Origin of the sequence: Paenibacillus cymbidii (genome assembly GCF_004764705.1) — a bacterium.
GTDB classification, from domain to species: domain Bacteria; phylum Bacillota; class Bacilli; order Paenibacillales; family NBRC-103111; genus Paenibacillus_AN; species Paenibacillus_AN cymbidii.
The window spans coordinates 248,906-273,290 of the sequence record NZ_SHLX01000002.1 but is presented as its reverse complement, the minus strand read 5'-3'; the positions used below and the strand labels follow the sequence as shown (position 1 = coordinate 273,290).

The 24,385-nt window shown below is 60.2% G+C and carries 22 protein-coding genes; 12 read left to right on the top strand and 10 right to left on the bottom strand.

Going from position 1 to position 24,385, the window contains the following annotated elements:
- Nucleotides 1-7: 7 nt before the first annotated feature.
- Nucleotides 8-640 (top strand): DUF2306 domain-containing protein, encoded by a 633-nt coding sequence (locus tag EXY20_RS04435; RefSeq protein ID WP_135548081.1) that lies wholly within the window; start codon nt 8-10, stop codon nt 638-640.
- A 73-nt stretch (nt 641-713) separates the two neighbouring features.
- Here EXY20_RS04435 and EXY20_RS04430 read toward each other — a convergent pair whose 3' ends face one another.
- Nucleotides 714-1,361: a DUF975 family protein gene (locus EXY20_RS04430; protein WP_235885348.1), complete on the bottom strand. Its 648-nt coding sequence runs from the start codon at nt 1,359-1,361 to the stop codon at nt 714-716.
- Nucleotides 1,362-1,630: 269 nt separating this feature from the next.
- Here EXY20_RS04430 and EXY20_RS04425 point away from each other — a divergent pair, with 269 nt between their 5' ends.
- The 4 genes from EXY20_RS04425 (at nt 1,631) to EXY20_RS40390 (ending at nt 6,329) form a co-directional block, all read left to right on the top strand.
- The gene (locus tag EXY20_RS04425; protein ID WP_167858984.1) at nt 1,631-2,797 is read left to right on the top strand and encodes an MGDG synthase family glycosyltransferase; all 1,167 of its coding nucleotides are present in this window, start codon (nt 1,631-1,633) and stop codon (nt 2,795-2,797) included.
- Nucleotides 2,781-3,953 carry an MFS transporter gene (locus EXY20_RS04420; protein WP_135548076.1) on the top strand — a complete coding sequence of 391 codons (1,173 nt, stop codon included), beginning with the start codon at nt 2,781-2,783 and terminating at the stop codon, nt 3,951-3,953. Before EXY20_RS04425 ends, EXY20_RS04420 begins: the two co-directional genes overlap by 17 nt.
- 137 nt (nt 3,954-4,090) lie before the next feature.
- Nucleotides 4,091-4,570, top strand: a complete 480-nt coding sequence (locus EXY20_RS04415) for a GNAT family N-acetyltransferase (protein WP_135548074.1) — start codon at nt 4,091-4,093, stop codon at nt 4,568-4,570.
- A 61-nt stretch (nt 4,571-4,631) separates the two neighbouring features.
- Complete coding sequence (locus EXY20_RS40390) at nt 4,632-6,329, top strand: acetate/propionate family kinase (protein WP_135548072.1); 1,698 nt, start codon at nt 4,632-4,634, stop codon at nt 6,327-6,329.
- Nucleotides 6,330-6,348: 19 nt separating this feature from the next.
- Here the strand turns inward: EXY20_RS40390 and EXY20_RS04405 are convergent, their stop codons facing one another.
- From EXY20_RS04405 to EXY20_RS04395, 3 genes are all read right to left on the bottom strand, one after another.
- A complete protein-coding gene (locus EXY20_RS04405; protein ID WP_135548070.1) occupies nt 6,349-7,467 on the bottom strand; it encodes a PAS domain-containing sensor histidine kinase in 1,119 nt (372 codons plus the stop codon).
- Nucleotides 7,460-8,113 carry a response regulator gene (locus EXY20_RS04400; protein ID WP_135548068.1) on the bottom strand — a complete coding sequence of 218 codons (654 nt, stop codon included), beginning with the start codon at nt 8,111-8,113 and terminating at the stop codon, nt 7,460-7,462. The genes EXY20_RS04405 and EXY20_RS04400 overlap by 8 nt, the downstream gene beginning before the upstream one ends.
- 79 nt (nt 8,114-8,192) lie before the next feature.
- Nucleotides 8,193-8,660, bottom strand: coding sequence for a GAF domain-containing protein (locus tag EXY20_RS04395; RefSeq protein WP_135548066.1), 468 nt, complete (start codon nt 8,658-8,660; stop codon nt 8,193-8,195).
- A 251-nt stretch (nt 8,661-8,911) separates the two neighbouring features.
- On the opposite strand from EXY20_RS04395, the gene EXY20_RS04390 reads away from it, so the two are divergent.
- From EXY20_RS04390 to EXY20_RS04380, 3 genes are all read left to right on the top strand, one after another.
- Complete coding sequence (locus EXY20_RS04390) at nt 8,912-9,463, top strand: DoxX family protein (RefSeq protein ID WP_135548064.1); 552 nt, start codon at nt 8,912-8,914, stop codon at nt 9,461-9,463.
- 247 nt (nt 9,464-9,710) lie between these two features.
- The gene (locus tag EXY20_RS04385) at nt 9,711-15,449 is read left to right on the top strand and encodes a S8 family serine peptidase (protein ID WP_167858983.1); all 5,739 of its coding nucleotides are present in this window, start codon (nt 9,711-9,713) and stop codon (nt 15,447-15,449) included.
- A gap of 427 nt (nt 15,450-15,876) precedes the next feature.
- Nucleotides 15,877-16,068 carry a hypothetical protein gene (locus tag EXY20_RS04380; protein WP_135548060.1) on the top strand — a complete coding sequence of 64 codons (192 nt, stop codon included), beginning with the start codon at nt 15,877-15,879 and terminating at the stop codon, nt 16,066-16,068.
- Here the strand turns inward: EXY20_RS04380 and EXY20_RS04375 are convergent, their stop codons facing one another.
- From EXY20_RS04375 to EXY20_RS04360, 4 genes are all read right to left on the bottom strand, one after another.
- Nucleotides 16,069-17,100 (bottom strand): GntR family transcriptional regulator, encoded by a 1,032-nt coding sequence (locus EXY20_RS04375; protein WP_135548058.1) that lies wholly within the window; start codon nt 17,098-17,100, stop codon nt 16,069-16,071.
- Nucleotides 17,101-17,194: 94 nt separating this feature from the next.
- Nucleotides 17,195-18,004, bottom strand: a complete 810-nt coding sequence (locus EXY20_RS04370) for a phytanoyl-CoA dioxygenase family protein (RefSeq protein WP_135548056.1) — start codon at nt 18,002-18,004, stop codon at nt 17,195-17,197.
- Between the two features lie 74 nt (nt 18,005-18,078).
- Nucleotides 18,079-19,245: an MFS transporter gene (locus tag EXY20_RS04365; RefSeq protein ID WP_135548054.1), complete on the bottom strand. Its 1,167-nt coding sequence runs from the start codon at nt 19,243-19,245 to the stop codon at nt 18,079-18,081.
- A gap of 239 nt (nt 19,246-19,484) precedes the next feature.
- Nucleotides 19,485-19,868: a winged helix-turn-helix transcriptional regulator gene (locus EXY20_RS04360; RefSeq protein WP_135548052.1), complete on the bottom strand. Its 384-nt coding sequence runs from the start codon at nt 19,866-19,868 to the stop codon at nt 19,485-19,487.
- 209 nt (nt 19,869-20,077) lie between these two features.
- Between EXY20_RS04360 and EXY20_RS04355 the strand changes: the two genes are divergently transcribed.
- Complete coding sequence (locus tag EXY20_RS04355; protein ID WP_135548050.1) at nt 20,078-20,557, top strand: SRPBCC family protein; 480 nt, start codon at nt 20,078-20,080, stop codon at nt 20,555-20,557.
- Between the two features lie 121 nt (nt 20,558-20,678).
- Nucleotides 20,679-21,824 carry a hypothetical protein gene (locus EXY20_RS04350; protein ID WP_135548048.1) on the top strand — a complete coding sequence of 382 codons (1,146 nt, stop codon included), beginning with the start codon at nt 20,679-20,681 and terminating at the stop codon, nt 21,822-21,824.
- A gap of 590 nt (nt 21,825-22,414) precedes the next feature.
- Here EXY20_RS04350 and EXY20_RS04345 read toward each other — a convergent pair.
- Both EXY20_RS04345 and EXY20_RS04340 read right to left on the bottom strand, forming a co-directional pair.
- Nucleotides 22,415-22,999 (bottom strand): YdeI/OmpD-associated family protein, encoded by a 585-nt coding sequence (locus tag EXY20_RS04345; protein ID WP_235885347.1) that lies wholly within the window; start codon nt 22,997-22,999, stop codon nt 22,415-22,417.
- Nucleotides 23,000-23,012: 13 nt separating this feature from the next.
- Nucleotides 23,013-23,720 carry a FadR/GntR family transcriptional regulator gene (locus EXY20_RS04340; protein ID WP_135548046.1) on the bottom strand — a complete coding sequence of 236 codons (708 nt, stop codon included), beginning with the start codon at nt 23,718-23,720 and terminating at the stop codon, nt 23,013-23,015.
- Between the two features lie 83 nt (nt 23,721-23,803).
- Here EXY20_RS04340 and EXY20_RS38785 point away from each other — a divergent pair, with 83 nt between their 5' ends.
- Complete coding sequence (locus EXY20_RS38785; protein WP_167858982.1) at nt 23,804-23,947, top strand: hypothetical protein; 144 nt, start codon at nt 23,804-23,806, stop codon at nt 23,945-23,947.
- A gap of 43 nt (nt 23,948-23,990) precedes the next feature.
- A complete protein-coding gene (locus EXY20_RS04335) occupies nt 23,991-24,314 on the top strand; it encodes an L-rhamnose mutarotase (RefSeq protein ID WP_135548044.1) in 324 nt (107 codons plus the stop codon).
- Nucleotides 24,315-24,385 lie beyond the last annotated feature (71 nt).

The window sequence follows — 24,385 nt, the reverse complement described above, 5'->3', positions numbered from 1 at the left end:
ACAAGAAATGGCAAAACGAAACGTTTTATACGGCCTGCTGGCTGCTGTCGGCATCCTGTTTATTTTGTATGCGCTTGTGCAAAATTATATCCTCGATCCCGAAGCGTCAGCGTTTCTGGATTATAAAGCCGGCGCTGTGCGGGAGCCGAATGTGCCTGTCTGGCTGAAGGTGATGGATGTGCATGTGGCGTTTGCCTGCATCGCCATGGCGACGGGATTGCTTAACTTCTCGAACCGGATCTACGGCAAGAGCCGCCGTTTCCACCGCGTCAACGGATACGTTTATCTCGTGTCGGTGCTGGTGGTCGTCGCAACGTCGGGATATATGGCGCCATATGCGACCGGAGGGCGAATCGGCAGCATGGGCTTCAACCTGATGAACCTGCTGTGGCCGTTCTTCACCGTCATGGCGATCATACAGATCCGGAAGAAACGGGCGGATTCGCACCGGAACTGGATGATCCGCAGCTACGCTTTTTGCTTCACGAACCTGCTGATCCATCTGATCACCGCCCTTCTTCACCAGGGAGCGGGCGTCGGTTACGCCCTCAGCTATACGATTGCGATCTACGGCACGATTACGCTGCTGCTTCTGGCTGCGCAGCTCGTCATTCGAACGGTGGCGGTGGCGCGGCGGTGATCGGTGCAATTGCCGAAACCGAAGAGGGCTTCCCGTGAAGGAAGCCCTCTTTTGCTTATGCCGACGACTTTGGTCATTGCCCGATATAGGGGGCTGCCGGCCGGAGAGCGCCGGTAAACGTCTCGCGCCGTTCCTTCAGCGCCTGATAGAAATGCGCCTTGGCCGTCATGTAGTACGGATACAGCCACAACGTGCCGATGCCGCACGTGAGCAAGGTCAGCAGGAACCAGCCGATGAAGGATAGATAGAGCAGGAACAACTGGCCCTTGTAGCCGTCCATCATCGATTTGCTGCGGCGGATCGCTTCCATGGCGCCAACGTCCGGATCGTCGCGCAGAATAAAAAACGCCATCGAATACCGGTACCAGGCAATGATGCCGGGCACAATGAGCAGCAGGGACCACAGCACCGTGAAGATCGAGATGAGCAAGTAAAGCAGAAAGGCCGGGCCGAACTGCTGGAATCCGCTGAAAAACTGGCCGAAGGACGGCCGGTTGCCGCGGGCGACGTCCATAAAATAAGTGACGTAACCCAAGGTCAGCGCGCCGGTAACCGCCCACGATGCCAAAGTAGCCAGCTGTTCGATCTGGTCGAGCACCCAGAGCGGAATCGCACAGATCAGGAAAATCAGGAAAATGTGTCCCGCGCACGTTCCCCACAATCCGGTCAAGCTGGTTCTGGCCTTCGCACGAAACTCTTCATTCGACGGCATGGTTGGCATCTTTTAGAGGTACCACCTTTTTTTAAAATGTTGTGATAAAGACAACCTAGTTTATGGCTGATTTATCCAAGCGTATTTTATCAAATGTGAGCGTTTTCAACAAGAGTCGACATTGGATAGGGGGTGTCATGCAGCCCGGAAAGTTTACAAAACCTTATTCCTATCCGACTCGCGGCGCAAGTAAAATTTCGGTAGAGGGGTTGTCGGCGCGCCAGGCGGCGCAGGCAACACGCACACAGGCGCAAAGGCCGGAGGGAAGGGGCATCGCGATGCGAAGGCGGCATAAATTTCTCCTTTTGACGGCGGGGTTCGGGGACGGCCACATCAAGGTGGCGCAAGCGCTGCAACAAACGATCGAACGGCAGGGCGATCAGGCCGTGGTCGTCGACCCGTACCGGGAATCGCTCCCGGTCTGGAACGAGCTGTGCCGGCTGCTGTACCGGAAAAGCGCGGCCATGGCCGAAATCGGCTTCGATTATTACGGCTGGAGCTACTATTTGACCCGCGACCTGAGCAGCGACAGCCCGTTGTTCAAATGGATCGGCGCCTTTAGCGTCAAAACGCTGGCGACCATTGTCGAACGGGAGCAGCCGACCGCCATCGTCCATACGTTCCCGTTCGGGAACTTGATCGATGGCTTGCGCGAACGCGGCGTACGGCTGCCCCATTTTACGGTGATCACGGACTATACCTTGCACAACCGCTGGCTCCACGCCGGCGCGGACCACTATTACGTCGCTTCCGCCGATTTGCAGCACAAGCTGGCGGAGCGCGGCGTCCCGCTGGGGCGGACGACCGCCAGCGGCATCCCGGTCCGCCCGCAATTCGAACGGGCGGCGCAACCAGCCGCCGCTCCTGCAGCCGGGTCGGTGCTGATTATGGCCGGCTCGTACATGACGATCGCGCGCACCGTCAAGCTGGTGAGCCATTTGCTCCGGCATCCCGGATTGACCGTCAACCTTGTCTGCGGCCGCAACGAAACGCTGCTGCAGGCGCTGGCCGGCCGTTTTTTCGGCATCCCGGAGGTGACTGTGTACGGTTATGTGGACCATCTTGAGCAATTGATGAGCCGCGCGGCCTGCCTGGTGACCAAGGCGGGAGGCGTGACGCTTTCGGAGGCTATGCAGATACAGGTGCCGGTGCTGATCTTCAACCCGCTGGCGGGACAGGAGAAGGAAAACGCCGCTTACTTGGCCGACAAAGGCGCCGCGCTGGTGTTGCACACCGTCAAGCAGCTGGCGGGGCAAATCCGCGACTTGCTGCTGGCGCCCGGCCTGGCCGAACGAATGCGCCGTCAGGCGGGTTTGCTGCGGAAGCCGCAGGCCGCCGAAACGATCGTCGCCCACATGAGAAGCCAGCTTGAGGGCTCCCAGCAGGAGCAAACGGCTGCCGTTTTGGCAACCGGCGGCTGGAGGTACCATGAATCTGTTCGCTAGGGCGCTGATCCGGCTGCCGGTCGCCCATCTGGCGGCGGTGCTGTTTTTGACGGAAACGGTGCGCAGCGCGTTGATGTTTTCGTTCGTGCCGGCGTATGCCGTCCACGAGGCGGGAATTACCGTAACGGCGGTGGGCGTGGCGGTATCGGTCCATTTTGCGGCGGATACGGCCATGAAGGCGGTGTCGGGCTGCTGGCTCGGCAGGGCCGCGCCTCACACTATCGTGCAGATCGCGTACGGCTGCGGGATGCTCGGGTTGATCGCGATCTATTTCAGCCACCAGCCGGCGCTGCTGATCGCCGGTTCGGCGCTGCTCGGCATCGGCGCTTCGCCGATCTGGCTGCTCTGCATGAGCGCCGTCAAGGAAGAGGAACGGGCGACGCAGATGGGCTGGATTTACACCGTCTGGCTGTGCAGCCTCGGCTTTGGGCCGGTTGCGGTCAATTTTATGCTGGGCCGGGGGTTCGGCCTTTCATTTCTGTTCCTCGCCTGCCTCTGGTTCGCCGGCTGGCTGGCGGCGCTGCGCTGGGACCCTGCGCCGTTGTTGTCCGGGCCGATGCAGCAACGGCCGCTGCGCAAGCAGCTGCGGCGGCTGCTGTGGCAAATGCGCCGCATCCGGCCGCTGTTGCCCGGCATGGTGCTGCAGACGGCCGCCGCGGGGTTGCTCGTGCCGATTCTGCCGCATTTTGCGGAGAATGTGCTGCGCCTGACGTATGCCGAATATTCGCTGATGCTCATTGCCGGCGGCGTCGGGACGGCCGCGTTTCTGGTTCCGATGGGGCGCTGGGCCGACGGCCGGGGGTATAAGCGGTTTCTGGTCGCCGGATTCGGGGCGCTTGCCGCCCTCCTCTGTCTGCTGCTGCATTCGCCGAACCATATCGCCACCTTCACGCTTGTCGTGATGCTCGGGATCGCTTACGCCGCATTGCTTCCCGCCTGGAACGCGCTGCTTGCCCATTTCGTGCCGCAAGACCAGAAGGCGATGGGATGGGGGCTGCTTTCCGGCGTCGAGGCGATCGGCATTATGATCGGCCCGGCCGCAGGCGGCTGGATTGCCGGGCGCTTCGACGAAACGGCGACGATTTTTTTCAGCTCGCTGCTGCTGCTCGGGCTGGCGCTGTTTTATTTGTTTTACCGGAAGCCGCTGAGGTCGTAAAGCTTCGCCGGTCCGCCCCCGCCCCCGCGTTCCGGGGAAATTGCCGACCAAGTTCAGGGAATTCACGGATAGCCGCCGCCGCCGGATGACGGTAAGATAGAGATGTAGCGAGTGGGCGACGAAAGCGGGGGATCGGCATGCCGGCAGATTTGGCGGAAATTGTGAAAACCATTTTGCGCAAGCATCGAATCGATTTCGAATTCGAAGCGGTGGCGGGGAACCGGTTTATTTTCCATTGGCATGACGTCATGTACGATCCCGGCTTAAGCGCGCAAAATGTGATGCTCGACTACACGCTCGACTCGCAGGACCGGGACATCTTCCTCGGCCTGATCCGGCTGCCGGCGGAATACCGCGGCAGAGGCATCGGCGCCGAAATCGTGGAAGCGATGAAACACTATGCAACGGAATCCGGTTATACGATCATACTGGAGAGTGCGGACGAAAACACCGATTTTTGGCTGAAGGAGCATTTCGCCACGTTCCTCCATGAGGATTACGGCTTCTGGATCATGGGCTACGGCGGCGAGAACCGGCAGAAATGGCTGAACGATTGGCAGCATATCAAAAGCGGGCTGTATCCCGCAGCGCACAAACGCGAGCGGAACGTTCCGTAACGCGGCGAACCATTAACGAAGCGAATATTCATCCCAGCGAACAGGAACAGGAGCGGATCCTATGCGTACGATCGTCGGCGTATCCAATCGCCACATTCATTTGACCAGGGAACATGTGGAGCAATTGTTCGGCAAAGGCTACGCGCTGAAGAAGCTGAAAGCGCTGATGCAGCCGGGCCAGTACGCTTGCGAGGAGACGGTAACGATCCACGGGCCGAAAGGCAGCATCCCGAACGTGCGGGTGCTCGGGCCGGAGCGCAAGTATTCGCAGGTGGAAATATCGAAGACGGACGGCTACGTGCTCGGCATCGACGCGCCGGTCCGCGATTCCGGCGATCTGGACGGAACGCCGGGCATCCGCGTCAGCGGCCCGAACGGCGAAGTCGCGCTGGAGCGCGGCGTCATTCTGCCTTACCGCCACTTGCACCTGCATCCCGACGATGCCGATATGATCGGCGTCAAGGACAAAGAGATGGTCGCGGTCAAAACGACGGGCGTGCGCGCGGTCATTCTCGAAAATGTGCTGTGCCGCGTCAATCCGAACTATGCGCTGGAGTTTCACATCGACACGGACGAAGCGAACGCCTGCGGCCTGCGCACCGGCGATACGGTGCAAATCGTCACGGTCGACGGCTATCACGAGCGGCATACGTTTACGAAGAAGCGGGTGCTGGTGCTCAATTTCGGCAGCAGTTCGGTCAAGTACAAGGTGTTCGACATGCCGTCCGAACGGATCGTGCGTCAGGGCCGCATCGATTTGCCGGCCGACGTCGACGCCATCTTCGAGCAGGTCGGCGCCGATATCGACATCGTGGCGCACCGCGTCGTGCATGGCGCCGATCTGTTCCAGGCGTCCGCGCTTATTACCGACGACGTGTACGGCAAGATCGACAGCATCAGCCACCTTGCGCCGCTGCACAATCCGATGAACCTGTACGGCGTGCGGATCGCCCGGGAGCATTACCGCGACCAGCCGCATTATGCCGTTTTCGATACGAGCTTTCACCAGACGATGCCGCCGACTTCGTATCTTTACTCGTTGCCTTACGAGTATTACGAGCAGCACAAGATTCGCAAATACGGCTTTCACGGCAGCAGCCACCGTTACGTAATGGAGCGGGCCGCACAAATTATGGGCCGTCCCGTCGATCAGCTGAAGCTGATCAGCTGCCATATCGGCAACGGCGTCAGCATCACGGCGATCCGGAACGGCGAGTCGTACGACACGTCGATGGGCTTTACGCCGCTGGCGGGCGTGGCGATGGGGACGCGCAGCGGCAATATCGATCCGTCGATCATCCCGTACCTGGAGCAAGCGGCGGGGCTGAACACGGCGGAAGTGATGAACGTGCTGAACCATCAGAGCGGTCTGCTCGGTATTTCCGGCATCAGCAACGACATTCGCGTGCTGCTGGACCAGGCCCGCGACGGGCATCCGCGCGCCATGCTCGCGATCGACATGTTCGTCGCGCGGATTCATCAGTTTATCGGGCTGTATTTCGCCCGGTTGAACGGGGCGGACGGGCTCATCTTTACGGCGGGCATCGGCGAGAACAGCTCGGAAATTCGCGAGAAAGTGTGCCAGGGGCTGGAGTTTGCGGGCATTTATCTCGACGCGAAGGCGAATTGGGAAGGAGCGGGGGAACGGCTCATCTCGAGTCCTTATTCCCCCGTCAAAGTGATGGTCATTCCGACGAACGAAGAAATCATTATGGCGCGGGACGCTTACCGGCTCGCGGCGTTGGAGCAGCCGGCCTAAAGCGGGTCGGTCAGGCCGGCTAGGTTGCGGCGCCGGGCTTCGGCACGGTCAACTCGACGCGGGTGCCGCGGCCCGGCTCCGAGCTGACGACGAGCTTGCCGCCGATGCTGTGCGCCCGCTCCTGCATGCTGAACAGGCCGACGCCCTTCTTGCTCGCTTCGCGGATAAATCCTTTGCCCTGGTCGACGATCAGGGCTTCGACATGCGTGTCGTGCTCGAGCAGCTTCACTTCCGCCGATGAGACGTCGGCGTAACGACTGACGTTGATCAGCGATTCCTGAATGATGCGGTAGATCGTCGTTTCGGCCTGAATGCCGAGCCGCTTGCGCAAATTCGTTTCGAAGCTCACTTCGATGGCGAAGTGCTGGTTGAAATTTTCGATGTACGTGCGCAGCGCCGGCACGACGCCGAGGTCGTCGAGCACGGACGGCCGCAGCTCCCAGGCGAGGCTGCGCACTTCCTCCATGACGGAGGAGACGCTGTTCCGCAGCTTCTGCAGCTCCGGATCGTCCTGTCCGGCGATAATCCGGTCGAGCTGGATCAAGAGCGAAAACATGCTTTGGCCGATGCCGTCGTGCAGTTCGCGGGAGATGCGCTTGCGCTCCTCCTCCTGGATCTGCATGACCTTGGCCATCATCAGCTTGAGTTCTTCCTCCACGCGCTTCAGCCGCGTCACTTCGTTGCGGATGGCGAGGAACCGGTACGGTTTGCCGCTTTCGTCCAGGAACGGCACGATCGTCGTATTCACCCAGTAGAGCGAGCCGTCCTTCGCCCGATTGCGCAAATCGCCGCGCCAGACGCGTCCTGCCCCGATCGTCGACCACAGCTCGCGGAAAAACGTTTTGTCATGGAAGCCGGAATTGATGATGCGGTGATCTTGCCCGAGCAGCTCTTCCCGCGGAAATTTGGAAATTTCGCAAAATTTGTCGTTGACGTACAAGATGACGCCGCGGTTGTCCGTTACCGCCACGATGGACGATTCGTCCAGGGCGAACTTCAGATCGGCCAGTTGCTTCAGCGATTGCTTCAGTTCGTCGCGGAACGGCGTGTCCGTCAGCTGTGTGTCGATTTGCCGGAGCAGCGCGGAGACGTTCTCGCCGATCACTTCCGGATAAGGTCTGATGCCATCTTTATTCAAAATGCAGCAGTCCTTTCTTCATCGCAAATTTGACCAACTCCGGCCGCGTCTTCAGGCCCAGCTTCTCCATCAGGTTGCTCTTGTGCGATTCCACCGTCTTCACGCTGATAATCAGATGTTCGGCGATTTCTTTATTGGAGAAGCCTTTGGCGATCCAGCTCAAAATTTCTTTCTCGCGGTCGGACAACGATTCGTAGGTGCCGATATTTTCGCCGTGCTTCAATTTGTCGAGGTATTCGCTCATCAGCCGTTTGGTTGCGGTCGGATACAGGTAGGCGTTGCCGAGCGCCAGCGACTGGATGGCGGCGATCAGCTCTTCGTGCGGAGCGTTCTTCAAAATATAGCCGGAAGCGCCGGCATGAATGGCGCGGAACAAATATTCGTCGTCGTCGTGCATCGTCAGCACGAGAATCGACGTGTCCGGCAGTTGTTTCTTCAGTTCGGCCGTAGCCGTCAGCCCGTCCTTGCCGTGGGGCATGCTCAAATCCATTAGCACGACGTCCGGCTTCAGCTGCAGCGCCTTGGCGATGCCTTCGTCTCCTTCGGCGGCTTCGCCGACGACCTGCAGCGCCGGGTGCGCGTTCAGCAGCGCCATCAGCCCGGACCGGACGACGGCATGGTCGTCCACCAGCAAGATCGATATCACGTGATCCCTCCTCGATGAACGGATCGTTATTCCGTTGCCTGCGTCCATTCTACCAAATTTCCGGCCGATCAGGAACGGCCTATTTGTTCGTCGCTTCGCAGGCGAACGCGGGCATCGCTTCGGCGATCCGTTCGGCGGCTTCGGCCGCGGCGGGCAAGTCGGACGGCGCGAACCGCCGCGGCTGCCGGCTGCCGATCAGCAGCGCGCCGCGCGTTTCGGCGTCTGCCGTGACGGGAACCGCCAGGAACGAGTGCAGCTGCTCGACCATCAGGATCGAATATTCGTGGCGCAGCCGTTCGCGCTCCGCTTCGGGGGCGCTGTCGTCCAGCACGACCGGCCGGCCGAGCCGGATGACGTGCCCGGACAAGCCGCGGCCCGGCTTGAGCGCGAGGCTGCGGTAGCGCTCGCCCAGGTTGCCGGAAGCGAGCAGCCAGCGAATCCGGTGCTCCTGCGGCACGAACCAGGCGAGTCCGGCGAAGTCGCTGGAAGTGGCGGCCCGCAGACGATCCAATTGCTGCTGGATGGCGATATGGCCTGACTCCATCATCTCGGATCACCCTTTTCATTAAATATTGTTGCGCGTGCGTATTCGAGTTTCTTCATTATAGCGCTTCGCCGGCCGCTTGTAAGTCAGGGAAATCCCTGAACTTTGCCGCTCCCGATTCGTTGCCGCAGGCGCCGAATTTCCCTAGCGCAAGATCGGGGATTTTCTGCCGCAGATTCAGTATTTCTCCCGATAACCGCGGCGCGCGAAAGGCGGTATGATAAAGCCAAGAAGAAAACGAGGAGATGGTGATCATGTTAATGAAATGGCTTAGAGAGAACAGGTACGCAGCGATCTTGCTGACGGCGGTTCGGTTGTATGTCGGCTGGCAATGGCTCACCGCCGGCTGGCACAAGCTGACCGGGGACAAAGCGTTTGACGCGGCCGGCTTCATCAAGGGAGCGATCGCCAAGCCGATCGTCGACGGCACCACGCATGAAGCGATTTATCCGAACTATGTAGGCTTCCTGCAGCATGTGGCGCTGCCGAACGTGAAGCTGTTCAACTTCATCATCCCGTGGGGCGAATTCCTCATCGGCGCCGGATTGCTGCTGGGCGCGCTGACGACAACCGCGATGTTCTTCGGGCTGATGATGAACTTCATCTTCCTGTTCGCCGGCACCGTCGCAACGAACCCGTGGCTGATCCTGCTCGGCATCTTCATCGCCGCCGCAGGCACGAACGCCGGCAAATTCGGCGTCGACCACTACCTGCTGCCGTACATGCACCACTGGTTCGACAAGCACACGAAACACGGCAAACCGACCGGCAAAGCCGCACCGCCTGTAGCGCCGCACAATGCGTAGCAAGCGAGTGGCGGGCAGCGAACGGCCATAAGGCAGCAGTGATCGGGCGAATGGAAAGAAGGGGACTCCGCGCAAAAGCGGGGTTCCCTTTTTGTTGCGGCGGCCGTGATGATTGTCCCGTCACTGGAATGACCGATCGTACGCAAAAAATATCAGTCGGCAGCCTGCGCCCTATGCTAGAATTGGTAGGATAAGAGATTGCAGGCGTGGAATGGTTTTTCCTACACGATTCATGGAGGGACTTGTTTTGTCGAAAATAAAGGCGGCTGCTGTTGGATTGCTGGCATTGCAATTGTTGGTGGGGCAAGGGCTCGGGAGCTTGCCGCTCGCGGCGGGAAAAGCGTCCGCTGCGGAAACGGGAACGCCGCAGGAGTGGCGCGCAAGCGGCAGGCCTGCGTACGTGCAGGACGAAGTGCTGGTCAAATTCAAGCCCGCCGGCGCGGCGCGTATGTCGGCCCAAGGCGTCAAGAGCGGGCTGTCGCTGACCACGGTCGATACGTTTGAAGCCAGCGGAACGGAAGTCGTCAAGATCGAATCCGGCGCCAGCGTCGAAAGCGTGATCGCCACGCTGCAAGCGAGCGGGACCGTGGAGTCGGCGCAGCCGAACTATTTGTATTATGCTTCCGCGATCCAGGATTCGGATTGGGGGAAGCAATGGGGATTGCATAATACCGGGCAGCGGATTTCGGGGCAGGACGGAGCGAACGATGTCGATATCGATGCGCCCGAAGCATGGGAGCTTGCAGGCTCGCTGCAGGAAGTCAAAGTAGCCGTCCTCGATACCGGAATCGATATCAATCATCCCGATTTGTCTGGCAAAATCGATCCGGACGGCTGGGACTTCTACCACAACGACAGCACGGTTTTTGACCCGTCGAACGTATATAACAATGAACTGGAAGATGCGCACGGTACGCATGTCGCCGGCATCATCGCCGCCGCGGCCAACAATATCGGCATCCGCGGCGTTGCGCCGAACGTCAAGCTGCTGCCGCTCAAGATACTCGGCGGCCCGGAAGGGTCGGGCACGACAGCCGATGCCATCAAGGCAGTCCAGTACGCGGTCGATCACGGCGCGCAAGTGATCAATGCCAGCTTTGGCGGGATTGCTGTGGCGGGGGACACGGCGCTGAACAGCGCCATCGCCGCTTCCGGTCTCGTATTCGTGGCGGCGGCAGGCAACGGCGACGAGTCCGGCCGGGGATTCGACATCGACTATACAACCTTTTCGCCTGCCGGGCTTCCCGCCTCCAATATCGTCAGCGTGGCGGCGATCGATAACCGCGGGCAACTGGCGACTTTTTCGAACTATGGCGAAAGAAGTGTCGACGTAGCGGCTCCCGGCGTCAATATTTACAGCACGTTCCCCCTTTATTCGAACGGTTCGGTTCAGCATACTTATGCTTATGCCAGCGGCACCTCCATGGCGGCGCCGTTCGTTTCGGGCATCGCCGCGATCCTGATCGGCCAGCGCCAGACGGGGACGGCGCAAACGGTATCGCTGCTCAAGCGGTACGGCGCTGCCTACCCGGCATTGACCAACAAAACGGCGACGGGCGCAATGGTCAATTTAAATGACAACGTCGCGAGCGACGATCACGTATCCCTGGAAAACAACAGCGCCGGGGCAACCGGTAATTTTGCGATTGAATTCCGTCTGGGGGTACACGGCGCATGGAATGCCGGCGATCGGATCACGATACGGTTCCCCGATGAAATGGTTGTCCCGTCGTCGATTTCGGCATCGCAATTTTCCATCAACACCCTCCCAGATGCCGCTGTTTCGGTTTCAAACGCAGCGGTCGACGGGCAACTCGTCTCCTTTACGGTGCAGCAATCCATTCCGGCAACATCATTCGTCGATATCATATTTCCGCAACGAGCCGGTTTTCGCAATCCGGCGGCAGCCGGCACGTACCTGGTTCAGGTAACGACTGCAACAGAGTCGACACCAACGTTTGTCCCGATGAAAATTGTACCCGATGCCGGCAATCTTCGACTCGGAGAAGCGACAGATACCAGCGCGCTGCTGTACTGGTCGGGATTGCCGGGTGACGGCGGCGTGTATTCGGTTCAACTATCACCCGACGGCGGAAACAGTTGGTTTACGGCGACAGTCAACGTCCCCATCGGTCCGGGCTCGGCCTACACGACCGTTACTGGTTTGAACGCCCGGACGAGTTATTTGTTCCGGTTAAGCGGGAGATTATCGAACGGCGGGATTGCCTATTCGAAAGAGCTCGAAGTCAAGACGCTTGCGGCGGCTCCGCCGCGGTTGAAAATGTCCGGAACGGCGACGAACACGTCGGCGTCTTTCCAGTTTGCGCCATGCAGCGGGCGATGCGAGCTTTTGCAATCGGTGGAGGGAACAGGCACTTGGGCGACGGCGACGCTGGCTGCGCCGATTGTCGCTTCGTCTGCTTTCGCCACGATTACGGGGCTGCAGCCCGGGACGAATTATCAGTTTAAGCTTGCCGAGTATGTCGGGGAGACGATTCTCTATTCCAATATCGTTTCGACCGGCACTTCTGCCGCATCGGCAATCGGTTCGGTGACGTCTTTTACCTATTCGAACTTGATGCCGGATCAGGTCAAGCTGTCGTGGACCATGTCCGGTTCCGGCGCCAGCCGCTACGATATTTACCGTTCCGACGATGAAGGAGCAACCTGGAGGCTTCAGACGGATGCCATGGATGGCGAGATGCGAGGGTTGGATCCGTCAACCGCGTATCGGTTCCGTCTCGTGGCGTCGAATGGCGAATATGCGGCGCAGTCGGCGGAAGATCTGGCTGTGACGACGCCGCCGCTGGTGCTGCCGGCAACAGCGGGGCAACTGAAGTACGTTGCGGTTCCCGACAATACGCATGTGGAGCTTGTGTTTGACACACCCCTGGGCGCAAGCGCGGCGAACACGGTCGCAAATTATGTCGCGTCCACTTCGTATCTGATGCAACCGCTGCTCATTGTCCAGGCGCAGATCGATCCGGGCAATGCGGCCAAAGTGCGGCTGACTACCTCGCCGATGACCGCGGGCGGGCTTTACACGATCGCAGGAGCGGTGAAGGATACCGCCAACCGCTCCGTATCGTTCACAAACGCGTTTGCCGGCAAGGGCGTCGCGGCGCCGCCCGTGCTGCAGTCTGCCGCTGTGAACGGATCGACGCTGACGCTCGGCTTTGACCGCACCTTGCTGGCGATTGCGCCCGACGCAGCGGATTTTACCGTCAAGGTTGCCGGGGGAGCGGGAGTGCAGCCGCTTTCAGCAGCCGTAGCCGGCCACTATGTCAAGCTTGTTTTGCCACAGCCCGTAGCCGACGGGCAAACGGTGCATTTGTCTTACAGCGGCCGGATGAATCCGATCCGCGACGCCTCCGGACAGCAGGCGGACAACCTCGCCGCCGTTTCCTTGCGCGATGTGGCGGCTAGGCCGCTGCTGCTGAACCTCGTGAATGCCAGCGTCAATACGGTGGAGCTCGTATTCAGCGCGCCGATGGACCGGAATGCGGCGGAGCAGCCGTCGCAGTACGAATTTGTGTCGGATACGGGCGAGCGCATCGATTCGGCGCCGGCGATTACGCGGGCGGTGCTGCAGCCCGATCCGCGCAGGGTGAAGCTGACGATAGCGGACCCGACGCCGGGAGCCGTGTACCGGATTCGCGCCGCGAGCGTCGTCGACACCGGCGGGCGCACACCGCTTCCGGGCAACAACACCGGAACGTTCGTCGGCTTGTCTGCGCAGCGCATTACGTATTCCGACCATACGTTTGCGGAAGCGGCGAGCAACGACGGCGGGCTGACCGGCACGATTATGGCCTCGTTAAGCCTGGGGCTGGCGTTTGTCGGCGCCGATCAGGAGAACTACATCGCAACGGGAAAGGCGACGTTACGCAATGTACCGGAAGGATTGGTGCCGGTTGTCAAACGGACGGGAGCCAATACGGTACAGCTCTCGTTCACCGGCAGAGCGGTGTCGCATCGGGCATCCGCCTCGACTGGCGATGTGCAGCTCGATTTTGCCGAATCGGCGTTCGCGGAGGGGCAATTGGCTTCGATTGAAGGCGCGCGGCAAGTAACGTTTGCCCTCTCCTTCCGCGATCCCGGCACGCTTTCCTATTCGGGTACGGTATTTAACGAAAGCAGCGCCAATAACGGCACGATCGCCAATACGATCGGCATTGCGCTTGCGAACGCCGAATTCGCCGGCAGCAACGGCGAAGATTTTGTCGCGACGGGTAAAGCGGCGGTGTATCATTTGCCGAACGGGCTGACGCCGGTCGTCCGGCGGAACGGGCCGCAGTCGCTGACGGTGCAATTGAACGGTGCGGCCGCCGCCCATGCGAATGCCAACGATGTGGCCAACGTTGAGCTCTACCTTCGCGACGGCGCGTTTGCCGCGGGCAATGCCCGGCAGTACGCCGCCGCATCGCGCGGCGATTTGCGCCTCGACTTTGTCGATGCGCCGGCGACGCCGATACCGACTTCAACGCCGGGCGGCGGGGGGAGCGGCACTGGCGGAACTGGCGGCACCGGCGGAGGCGGGGGCGGCGGCAACCCGGGCGGCGGAGGCGGAGGCGGGGCCATCCCGTTCATCCCCGGAATCCCGGGAGTAGGCGGCTCCAGCCCTGCGGCTTCCCCGACGCCGACTTCGACGCCGAAGCCGACCCCATCGCCGACGCCAAGCGCCACGCCGACGCCGGCCTCGTCGCCCAAGCCGCTGCTGCCGCAATCGCAGCTGCCGAACGCGACGACGCTGCCCGAGCAGGCGCTCGGCGTCAGCAAATCCACCGACAGCCGCGGGCAAACGACCGTCACGGTTACGGCTGACGGCGATGAGCTGCTGCGGCTGCTGGGCGGTAGCGGCGGAAGCGCGGGCTCCGCCGTCATCATTCCGGTCGACGGCAGCGCCGACCACGCGAAAGTACAGCTGCCCGGCGGCGCGATCGGCACGGCGGCGGAACAAGCGCCGGACGCTGTCGTTGCGGTGCAATCCGGCTCCGTATCGTTCGAGCTGCCGATGAAGCTGTTCGTCGCCGGCAGCGAAGCGTCTTCGCTGCTTGGCGGAAGCGGGTCGACCGTCACCGTATCGATGGAGAAAGTGTCCGGCACGACCGGGCAGCAATTGTCCGCCTCCGCTTCTTCGAACGGGTTGACTTTGCTGGGGGATGCGTTCAACTTTGCCGTTGCCGTCGAATCCGGCGGGACGACGACGGAAGTAACCGACTTTGGCGGCACTTATGTCACCCGCACGATGGCGTTTGCCACCGACGCCGCGACCGGCAGCCTGACCGCCGTCGTGTACGATCCGGCCACCGGACAATTCGCGTTCGTGCCCGCGACGATCGAAATGGCAAACGGCGTCGCCGTCGTTCGTATTTCTTCGCCGCATAACAGCATTTATTCGGTGGCATCGGTTGCGCGATCTTTTGCCGATCTGAGCGGGCACTGGGCAAAAGCCGACATCGAGCTGCTCGCCTCGAAGCTTGTCGTGCAAGGGGTAACGGACACGAGCTTCAACCCGGATGCGAGCATCACGCGCGCCGAGTTCGCCAGCTTGCTCGTGCGGGCGCTGGGCATTGCCGCCGGAGCCGGGCCGGCAACGCCGACGTTCGCCGACGCGCGACCGGGCGATTGGTACTACGCCGCTGTCGAAGCGGCGGCGCGCGCCGGTCTTGTGCAGGGCGACGACGGAGGCCGCTTCGTGCCTCAGGCGACGATCAAGCGCGAGGAGATGGCGGCGATGCTCGTGCGCGCGCTGCGTTACGCCGGCGGCTCGCTTTATGCCGGCGATGCCGCGAAGCGGCTTGCGGCGTTCAAGGACGCCGCAAGCATTTCCGACTGGGCGCGCGATGCCGTAGCGCAAGCGGTCGATGCCGGACTGGTGAGCGGCATGAGCGACGCGACGTTTGCTCCGGCGCAGGAGGCAAGCCGCGCGCAAGCGGCCGTTATGCTGAAGCGGCTGCTGCAGACGCTGCATTTTATCAATTAAGCCGCATGCGATGCGACAACACTTCGGGGCAAAATAAGCCATGAAAAATGGCTTATTCGCCCGATTTCACCGGTGTCATCGGAAATAGCCAGTAAAAACACTGGCTATTTAGGCGAAACATCCTCAAAACGGCCGAATTTACACAAATAGCCAGTTAAATCACTGGCTATTTTCAGGCGACGGCCCCTTTTTAACGAAATAGGCCACAAAAGATGGCCTATTGGGTGCCAAACGGCGGAGCGACTCGCGCTGCTTGCCGAAACGAACGATTGAAAAGCGCCGCCGCATTCAGTAGGATAGTAGTGAGAATATTTCTCGCTACTTTTTTGTTACCTTTCGGCAGATAACGCTTGAGACGCTGCCGGATTACATCGGCGATTACGTTTTCCTGACGGTCTATGATTGGCAGGGCGGCGACAACGCCAAATTGCAGGAGGAGCTCAAGAACGCGCCGGTCCGGCGCAACCTGCCCGTCGTCAAAGAGGATCACGTCATTCAGGTGAACGTGAACGATTTCCTTCCCGGCGACCCGCTGAGGACGACGCCGGTCATTGCGGCCGGAGGCGTGTACAAGCAGCTGCACAAAGCCCAGTTCGGCGCCGTTTCCGCCGGCGGCTGACTACCCTCCGCCGCATACGATCAGCTCGCCCTGCAGCCGGTACGTATCCGCTTTCCAGCTTGTGCCCTGGTTGTTCTGCGCGATCAGCCGCTGGTACGTTTTCTCCGCCATCAGGCGCATCGGCTGATCGTAGGCGGCGATGTCGAAGGCGTCCATCTCCGGCATGTAATCGATCGTGGCCACCGGGACGCCGGCCAAACCCCGCTCGCGCACGTATTTGGCCGCCGCGAGGCCGATGCCGCCGCTGTTGCAGAGAATGCCCGCCGGCAGCGCGCCTTCCTGCTCCAGCTGGCCGAGCAGCTGGGCCACTTCGCGGTCGGTTTCGTTGTTCCGCGGGATGTTGCGGATGCGGCCGGCGCCGCCGTTCGCCGCAAGGTACGCCTCTTCCCGCTCGGTGCCGCTCGGCAGCTCCGGCCCGTCGTAGCCGACGAACACGATTTCGCCGGCGAACGACCTTCGCATATGCGCGTAGAGCGTGGCGACGGCGTGCCCGTTGTCCAGACAGACGACGTCGGCGTCGTTCGTGACGAACGGCTGGTCGAACAGCACGAAGTTCATGCCGACCGAACGCAGCCGCCGGAACAAGTCGAAGTCGATTTGCGGCGTGCACGGCCACATCACGACGTTGCGGATCTCTTTTTGAATGAACCGGTAGAACAGATCGTCCGACTGATACGCCCGCCCCTGAAAATCTTGCTTGAACAGCATCAGCGAACCGTTCTCTTCGGCGGTCCGTTCGAAATGCTCCATGAACGCGACGAAAAACGGGTCCTGCACGGCGGCGACCAGCGCGATCAAATCGAGGGAACTGCGAAACCCGCCCTTTCGGCGGGTTACGATCGTTCCTTGCCGCGGCACGCCGGCGATCAGGCCGTCCTTCTTCAGCTCCTCCAGCGCTTTGCGCACCGTCACGCGGCTGAGCTTGTATTCCTCGCACAGCTCATGCTCGGTCGGCATCGTTTCCCCGATCGCATAAGTGCCTTCGATAATTTTTTTAAGCAGATTGTCCTTCAGTTGCAGGTAGAGCGCCATCGACGTTACCGACCTTTCCTTGCCTTCATTCCTATCATTGGAACATAAAAGCGCGAATCGCGCAACAGCGACAAGGAACGGCGGCTACGGCTTGTTACTTCTTGGGCTGCGATACCTTCTTGTCGTCCGCATAGTAGTCGCTCGGCAGGCGGCCGAAGCGCTGTGTCGGAATCGTCCCGTACGGGTTGTGTTTGAACTCGTCGACGCCGCGCATCATGTAAGTCAGGAAATGCGGGTTGTCCACCGTGCTCCGCACCTTCGTCGACGAATAGCGGATCGTCAGGCCGATGCGCCAGCGGTCCGATTGGTTCGCCGGCGAGCCGTGCACGATGTTGTCGTCGTGCAGCGACAGTTGGCCGGCCTTCAGCTTGAGCGATACGGCGTCCGACTCGTTGAACGTGCCTTGCTCCAGCTCCAGCTTCAGCACGGAGTCGCCTTCGATTTTGCGGTGCTTGATGATGCCTTTGTCGTGGGTGCCCGGAATGACGCGCATCGCGCCGTTCTCCTCGTCGACATCGGTGAACGCGAGCCAGACGGTAACCGAATGATGGGGGGCCAGCGTCCAGTAGTAGGCGTCCTGGTGCCAGGCGACACTTTCCTTGGAACGAGGCTCCTTGGCAAAAAACTGCGATCCCCACATATAAAAGTTCGGGCCGAGGATGCCTTCCACGTACTGCAAAATTTGCGGGTTGGCGCAAATGTCGTACAGCCACTTGCTCTCCCGGTGCCATTCGCGGGTATGCAGCAGCTTCTCTCCGGGTTCGAGCAGCTTCTCCAGCTCCTTCAATTCCTCGTTCAGCACCACCATTTCCGCCTCGTTGAACGCCGGGGGCAAGTCGATCAGGTAGCCGTTTTTCGCGTACGATTGTTTCTGCTCCTCGGTCAAGCTGTGCAATGTCGTCATATGGAGTTTCACCGCTTTCTAAGTATTTGTATTATTTAATAATACAAATATCGTAGCGCGCGATTGCGGTTCTGTCAATGGGTTTTGATGAAGGCTTGTTTTTTGCGCCGGATGGAATCGAGCGCTGCGGCGAACGACAGCAGCAGGGCGACACTGGCGACCCACGGGTTGTACAGCACTGTGCCGTTCATTGCGACTGCCGCGCCGCCCAATGCGGCGCCGGCCGCCAGGCCGATCTGCGTAACGGAAATGTTCACGCTGATGACGAGGCTGGCCGCTTGCGGCGCCTGTTCGATAAAGTACGTTTGCGTCGCGGGGCCCATGACGAACATGGCCAGCACCCACAGCGCCATGAACGCGATGGCGAGCGGCGGCGAGCCGACGGCAAGCGGCAGCAGGGCCAGCGCCAGTACATGTGCGGCCACGCTGCCGACGATCAGCCGCGAGCTTCCCCAGCGGTCGACGGCGGCGCCGCCGAGCCGGGAGCCGATCGCGCCGGCGATGCCGAAAGCAAGCATGATGGCGCCGATTTGACCGGTGCTCCGGTGCAGCATGTCGCCGAGGAAGGCGGCGGCGTAAGCGAACATGATCGAATTGCCGGCTTCGCGGAACAGGACGAGCAGCAGGGCGGAGCGGATGACGGGATCTCGGGCCACGGCGATTTGCCGCAGCAGCGGTACGGGAGCGTCGCCCTCCGTCTCCGGCAGCAGCCATGCGATGGCGAGCAGGATCGGCAAGCTGCCGACGGCCAGCAGCAGAAAAATCGCCTGCCAACCGAACCGTTCGGTCAACGCGATGCCGATCGGAACGCCGGCGACCATGGCGCTGCTGAAGCCGAGCACGATCGTGCCGATGGCGCTGCCGAGGCGCTCGGCCGGCACCAGCTTGGCGGCGGCTCCGAAGGCGGCGACCATCAGGACGCCGGAGCTTGCGCCGAGCAGCACGCGGGCGGCGGCCAGCATGGCGAAGCCGGGGCTGGCGAAGGAAGCGAGGTTGCCGGCGATGAAGACGGCGAGCGTGGCGAGCAGCAGCTTTTTCCGGCCGAGCCGCGCCGTGAGCGTAACGATCAGCGGCGTGCCGACGGCGAAGGCGAGCGAGTAGATCGTCACCAGCTGGCCGGCCAGCGCAAGCGACACGCGCATTTGCCCGGCAAGCTCCGGCAAAATGCCGGCTACGACCAGCTCCGACGTGGCGGTGAAAAACACGGCAAACATAAACAAATAAACGGCGATCCGCTGCATGAAGGCACATTCCTTTCGTGGCAACCCTGAACGGGAGTAGCGGTTCTAGCGGGTCGCTTCTTTGGCATACACGCAGTATAAGCCGGTCGCTTGTAAAAAGTAAGAACGCAATTCGATTGGATGTAATCCGGATAAATGGAGCTGCTTAACTTTTGGTAAGTGTGAGGGAACGCAAAGAGCCGCCGCGGGTGTCGGTCGATTTTTGACCCGGGCGGTTTATCGTAAAGGGAGGTTGGGGTTCAAGGCGCGGGCTGAGCGGGTTCGCCGGTTGTTTGGCCGGTGGCGGGCTTGCCCCATTTGCGCACCCATTTGTCCATTTCCATCAGGGCGGTTTGGAAATCGCGGCCTTTCTCCGTCAGCGAATATTCCACGGATACGGGAACGGTAGGGAATACCTGGCGCAGCACGAGGCCGTTATGCTCGAGGTGGCGGAGCGTGTCCGTGAGCGACTGCGTTTTGACGATGGCGATGTTGCGCTGCAGTTGGTTGAACCGTCGCGGTCCTTTGAGCAGCTCCTCAAGCACGAGAAACGCCCATTTGGCGCCCAAAATTTGCAGCACCTCGCATATGCTGGAGTCGGCCGTCTCCTTGCAGCTTCCATTTGTTCCTGTCGGTTCCTTCATCGGGATCCCTCTCTTCCGTACCGGACCCGCGCGGACAGCCACTGTCTGACATCCGCTTGGCGCGTTTATGCTTCCATTATGGCGTCGCCGGTTCGCGAGTGTCAACGGGGTGGGAGCGGCCGATTTTACGGACTCGGATTTTGCTGCCGGTTGCCGTTTGCGGTACGATAGGGATAAGTTTGGGTTCCATTCGAAAAGGAGGCCGCATGATGCCGACATTCCACGAAATGCCTGTCGTCATAACGGAAATGCTGATTCGCAAGCCGGTGGAAGAGGTGTTCGAAGCGTTCGTCGATCCGGCGATTACGAGCCGGTTCTGGTTTACGCGTGGAAGCGGAAGGCTGGAAGCGGGAGCGACGGTGCGCTGGGAATGGGAAATGTACGCCGCCGCCGCCGAGATCGGCGTGCTTGAGCTGGTGCCGAACGAGAAGATCGTCATCGATTTTGGCTATCGGGTCGAATGGACGTTCGCTCCGCAGGAAGCGGGCACGTTCGTTACGATCGCCAGCTCCGGTTTCGCGGGGGACGGGGACGAAATCGTCCGGCAAGCCGTCGACGCCACGGAAGGGTTTACGATCGTGCTCTGCGGGCTGAAGGCGTATCTGGAGCACGGCATTGCCCTGAATCTGGTCGGAGACAAGGCGCCGCATGCTCATGTGAGCAAGCAGGGCCACACTCGGGAAAAGTAAAGCCGGTCATGAAAAGGCAAGAGAAGACAGGAAAAGGCTATATACCGGTGGCCGCCTCCGTGGCACAATGGAAGAAAGCGGAAAACGACCGCTTATTTTCATAATGCCGGGAGGTTGGATGATGAAGAAAGTGAAGCTTGTCGTTTGGGCGCTGTTACTGATTATCGGTGTATTGGCGGTGCCCGCGTCCGGGTTCGCGTCGCCGGGCAGCTATACCCTCGACGGGTCGTCGTACGGCAGCTGGTGGGTCAACGAAACGTCGTCCCATTCGCCTTATGTGTTCGATTCGCACGAGCGCAAGTTCAGCGGCCATTTCGAAAATTATGTGTTCCAGTTTGCGGCGAATACGAACGGCAGCGGCAGTACGGTGCTGGTTGCGTTTCAGAATCCGACGACCGGAGCGGTTGTGATGTCGCCGTCCGTGATTAGCGGGTCGGGGGGCGCCAAGCTGTTCCTGAACGGCGATTACAATGTGATCGTCTGGGATGCGCCGCATGCGAGCACTGGCTATACGCTGACAGTCGGCGCGTATGCGCCGGGGCAGGTGAACGTGCTGGCGCCGACGTCGTTTTTGCTGAAAGGGAATACGTACCAGATCGAAGCCAGCGTGTCGGGTACGCCGACGGCGGTGAACGCGTATGCGGTGGATGCGGGCGGAACGGAATATTCGCTTGGCGCGTTGTCGCTTTCCGGCGGCACGTATAAGCGAAACTACACGTTCAATACGACGTACAGCTCGAACAATGGGGCGACGATGCCGAAGCTGCGGGTCAAAGCGACCTATGCGGTTGGCGGCACGGTGTCGTCCGACGTTTCAATTTACGTCACGAACCAGAATGCGGCGTATTACTCCGGCATGGACAGCACGTGGTTTTACAGCTCGACGTGGAACAACAGCTTCGTTGGCATGGCGAACAACGATCAGATGTGTTACGAATACGCCGTGGACCAGCGGACGGTATCCGGCGAGCCGTACCAGATCGATCAGGACGTGATCGACTACATGCTGAAGCAGAACGGCTCGTACCACAACTGGACGGGGCGGGCGGGGACGTTGTTCACGTCGTATTCGACGACGCCGATTCCGTATCCGGACGTCATTTATTTCTCCGGCTTCCATTGGGCCAAAGTGACCCAGTGGGATGCCAGCGGCAACCCGACCGAGCTGCTGTCCAAGTGGGGACCGGACGAAGTGATCAAAAGCACGTCCGCCAACGCATTCAGCGGCGGAAGCTACGGCTCGCCGCGGCTGTATTTCAAGAAGTAGCGCGAGAAGATGCGTTACGCTGGCGGCGATCCGCGGGGAGTAGCAAGGAGTGGCATGGAGTGACAAGGAGTAGCAAAGGGTAGCGGGGATAGTAAGGAGTGGCAAAAGTATCTGGAGTAACGAGGGAGATGAGGAATAACGGGAAAACCTCCTGTTATTTTCGTCAAAATCATCGGTTTGCTCAAATAACGGGAAAACCTCCCTCTAATTTTCGCCATTTTTCCGGAAATCGGGTTATGGCGGCAAAATAGCAGGAGGTTTTCCTGTTATTTTTATTTTTTCCATAAAAAACGGAAAAATAACGGGAGGTTTTCCCGTTAAGGCTGTTAGACTGCCGTGTTGTCGCCGAATTTTCATTCAATTGCAATTTGAACAAAGGGAACTTTATTGCTGCTGCGAACCGGAGCGCGCCGACGACAAAATGAGGCAGAAATCTACCCGCGCCTCTATGCAGCGCATGAAACATGCGCTAAATGCCCTGCGGAGGGCCCGCGCCGCTCCTTGAGCGGCGTTCTGTACGTAAACGGTGCCAAAACAGGACCAAGCGGAGTCAACTCCTGCTTGGTCCTGTTGGCGTTTCACCGGGCCGGCTACAGATGTATTTTTTCACCCTTCTCCAGCATGGCGATAAACTCGCGAATTTTTCGTTCGCGCGTTTCCTGCTTCTTCACGTTATTGATGCGGAACAGCATGGCAAATTTGTTTGACTTGTTCAGCGTGTCGAAGAACGCTTTCGCCTGCGGGCTGCGTTCGAGCGCCGCGGCAAAGTCCTCGGGAACTTCGGCGTTGCTTTGCGAGGCGTACGCCTTGTCCCACTGCCCGTTCGCCTTCGCGACCTCGATCGCCGCAAGGCCGGCCGCCTGCATCCGGCCGCTGGCGATCAGCGCCTCAACCTTTGTCTTGTTCACCTGCGACCAGATGCTCTTCGCCCCGCGCGGCGTAAACCGCTGCAGGTACGTGCGCTCGTCCATCTTGTCCTTCTGGCTGTCGACCCAGCCGTAGCAAAGGGCGATGTCCAGCGCCTCCTGGTAGGTGACGGACGCGATGCCCGAGCCTTTCTTGGCAATCTGCATCCACACGCCGGGCGACGAGCGGTGATGCTCCTCGAGCCAGCGTTCCAACGTTTGCGGCGTGTCGAACAACACGATCGGCAGCGGATCGGATGGTTTGGGCACGCGACTTCCCTCCTTAAGTTCGGGCAAGCGATTCGTAGAACGCCTGCGATGTTTTGAAAAACTCGGCCGCCGCCGCTTTCATCCGCTTCGCATCGGCGGCTTGCAGGGCGCCGAGCAGGGCGGAGCGCGACTTGACGCTCGTTTCGACGGCGCCCGGCACTTGCAGCAGCTTGCGGCTCGTCTCCCGCCGCAGGTGAACGATCGTCTGCATCAGCTTGAAGTAGATGGCGTTGCCGCAGCATTCGCCGATCAACAGGTCGAATTCGTCCAGCAGCTTCAGGTGCTGCTCCGGCGACGAATCGGGCATCGCTTCCTGCAAACGTGCGAAGATCGCCGCCAACTGCGCCAACTGCTCCGGCGACAAACGGCCGACAGCCGTGAGATATACCTCGGATTCGATCAACTTGCGGGCCGCGTACACTTCCTCCAAATTGTGGATTTCGTTGTGAAACATCCACACGATCGTATCTTCGGCGAGAGGCACTTCCTGCTCGTTCACATAGCTGCCGTCGCCGGCCTTGATCGTAATCAGGCCGACCAGCGACAGCGCGCGCAGCGCTTCGCGCACCCGGCCGCGCGTCACCTGCAGCGTCGCCGCCAGCTCGCGTTCGTTCGGCAGCTTGTCCCCCGCCTTGAGCTGGCCTGCCGTAATCAAATGAGCAATTTGCTCCATAATCTGTTCGGTTACCGTCGTGCGTTTGATCCGTTCCCATTGTACCATGCGGGCGATTTTCCTCCAAAAAAAGGATTGAACAAAGCAGATGGCGGTGGTAAGCTGTTTGGTACTACCAGCATACCAGAGCCGTGTTGGATCGGCAACCTGACGCAAGGCAGGAGCAAAAAGAGCAAGAAAAGCAAGAAGAGCAAGAAAAGAAAGCAAGCAAAAAAGCAAAAAAAGCAAGAAGAGCAAGAAGAGAGCAGGAGGAGCGGGAAAGGCAGGTAGCGTAAGAAGAGCAAGAAAGCAAGCGGGAAAACAAGGAGGCCATGGGCGATGAAACGAGTGGGCAGCGTGATCCGGGTAGTGCCGGAGAAGTTGGAGGAGTACAAGCGGCTGCATGCGGCGGTTTGGCCGGACGTGCTGAAGCAAATCAAGGAAAGCCGCATCGCGAATTATTCGATTTATTACAAGGACGGCTTCCTGTTCAGCTATTTCGAATACGAAGGCGACGACTACGAAGGCGACATGGCGCGCATGGCGGCCGATCCCGTCACCCAGGATTGGTGGGCGGTATGCAAGCCGTGCCAGCAGCCGCTCGAAACGCGCAAAGAAGGCGAATGGTGGGCGGATATGGAGGAAGTGTTTCACCTGGATTGACGGGGCCCCTGCAGATGGATGGCTCCGGCTGGCCGGAAGTGCGGGGCCGAATGGAACAGCCCCAAACGAGC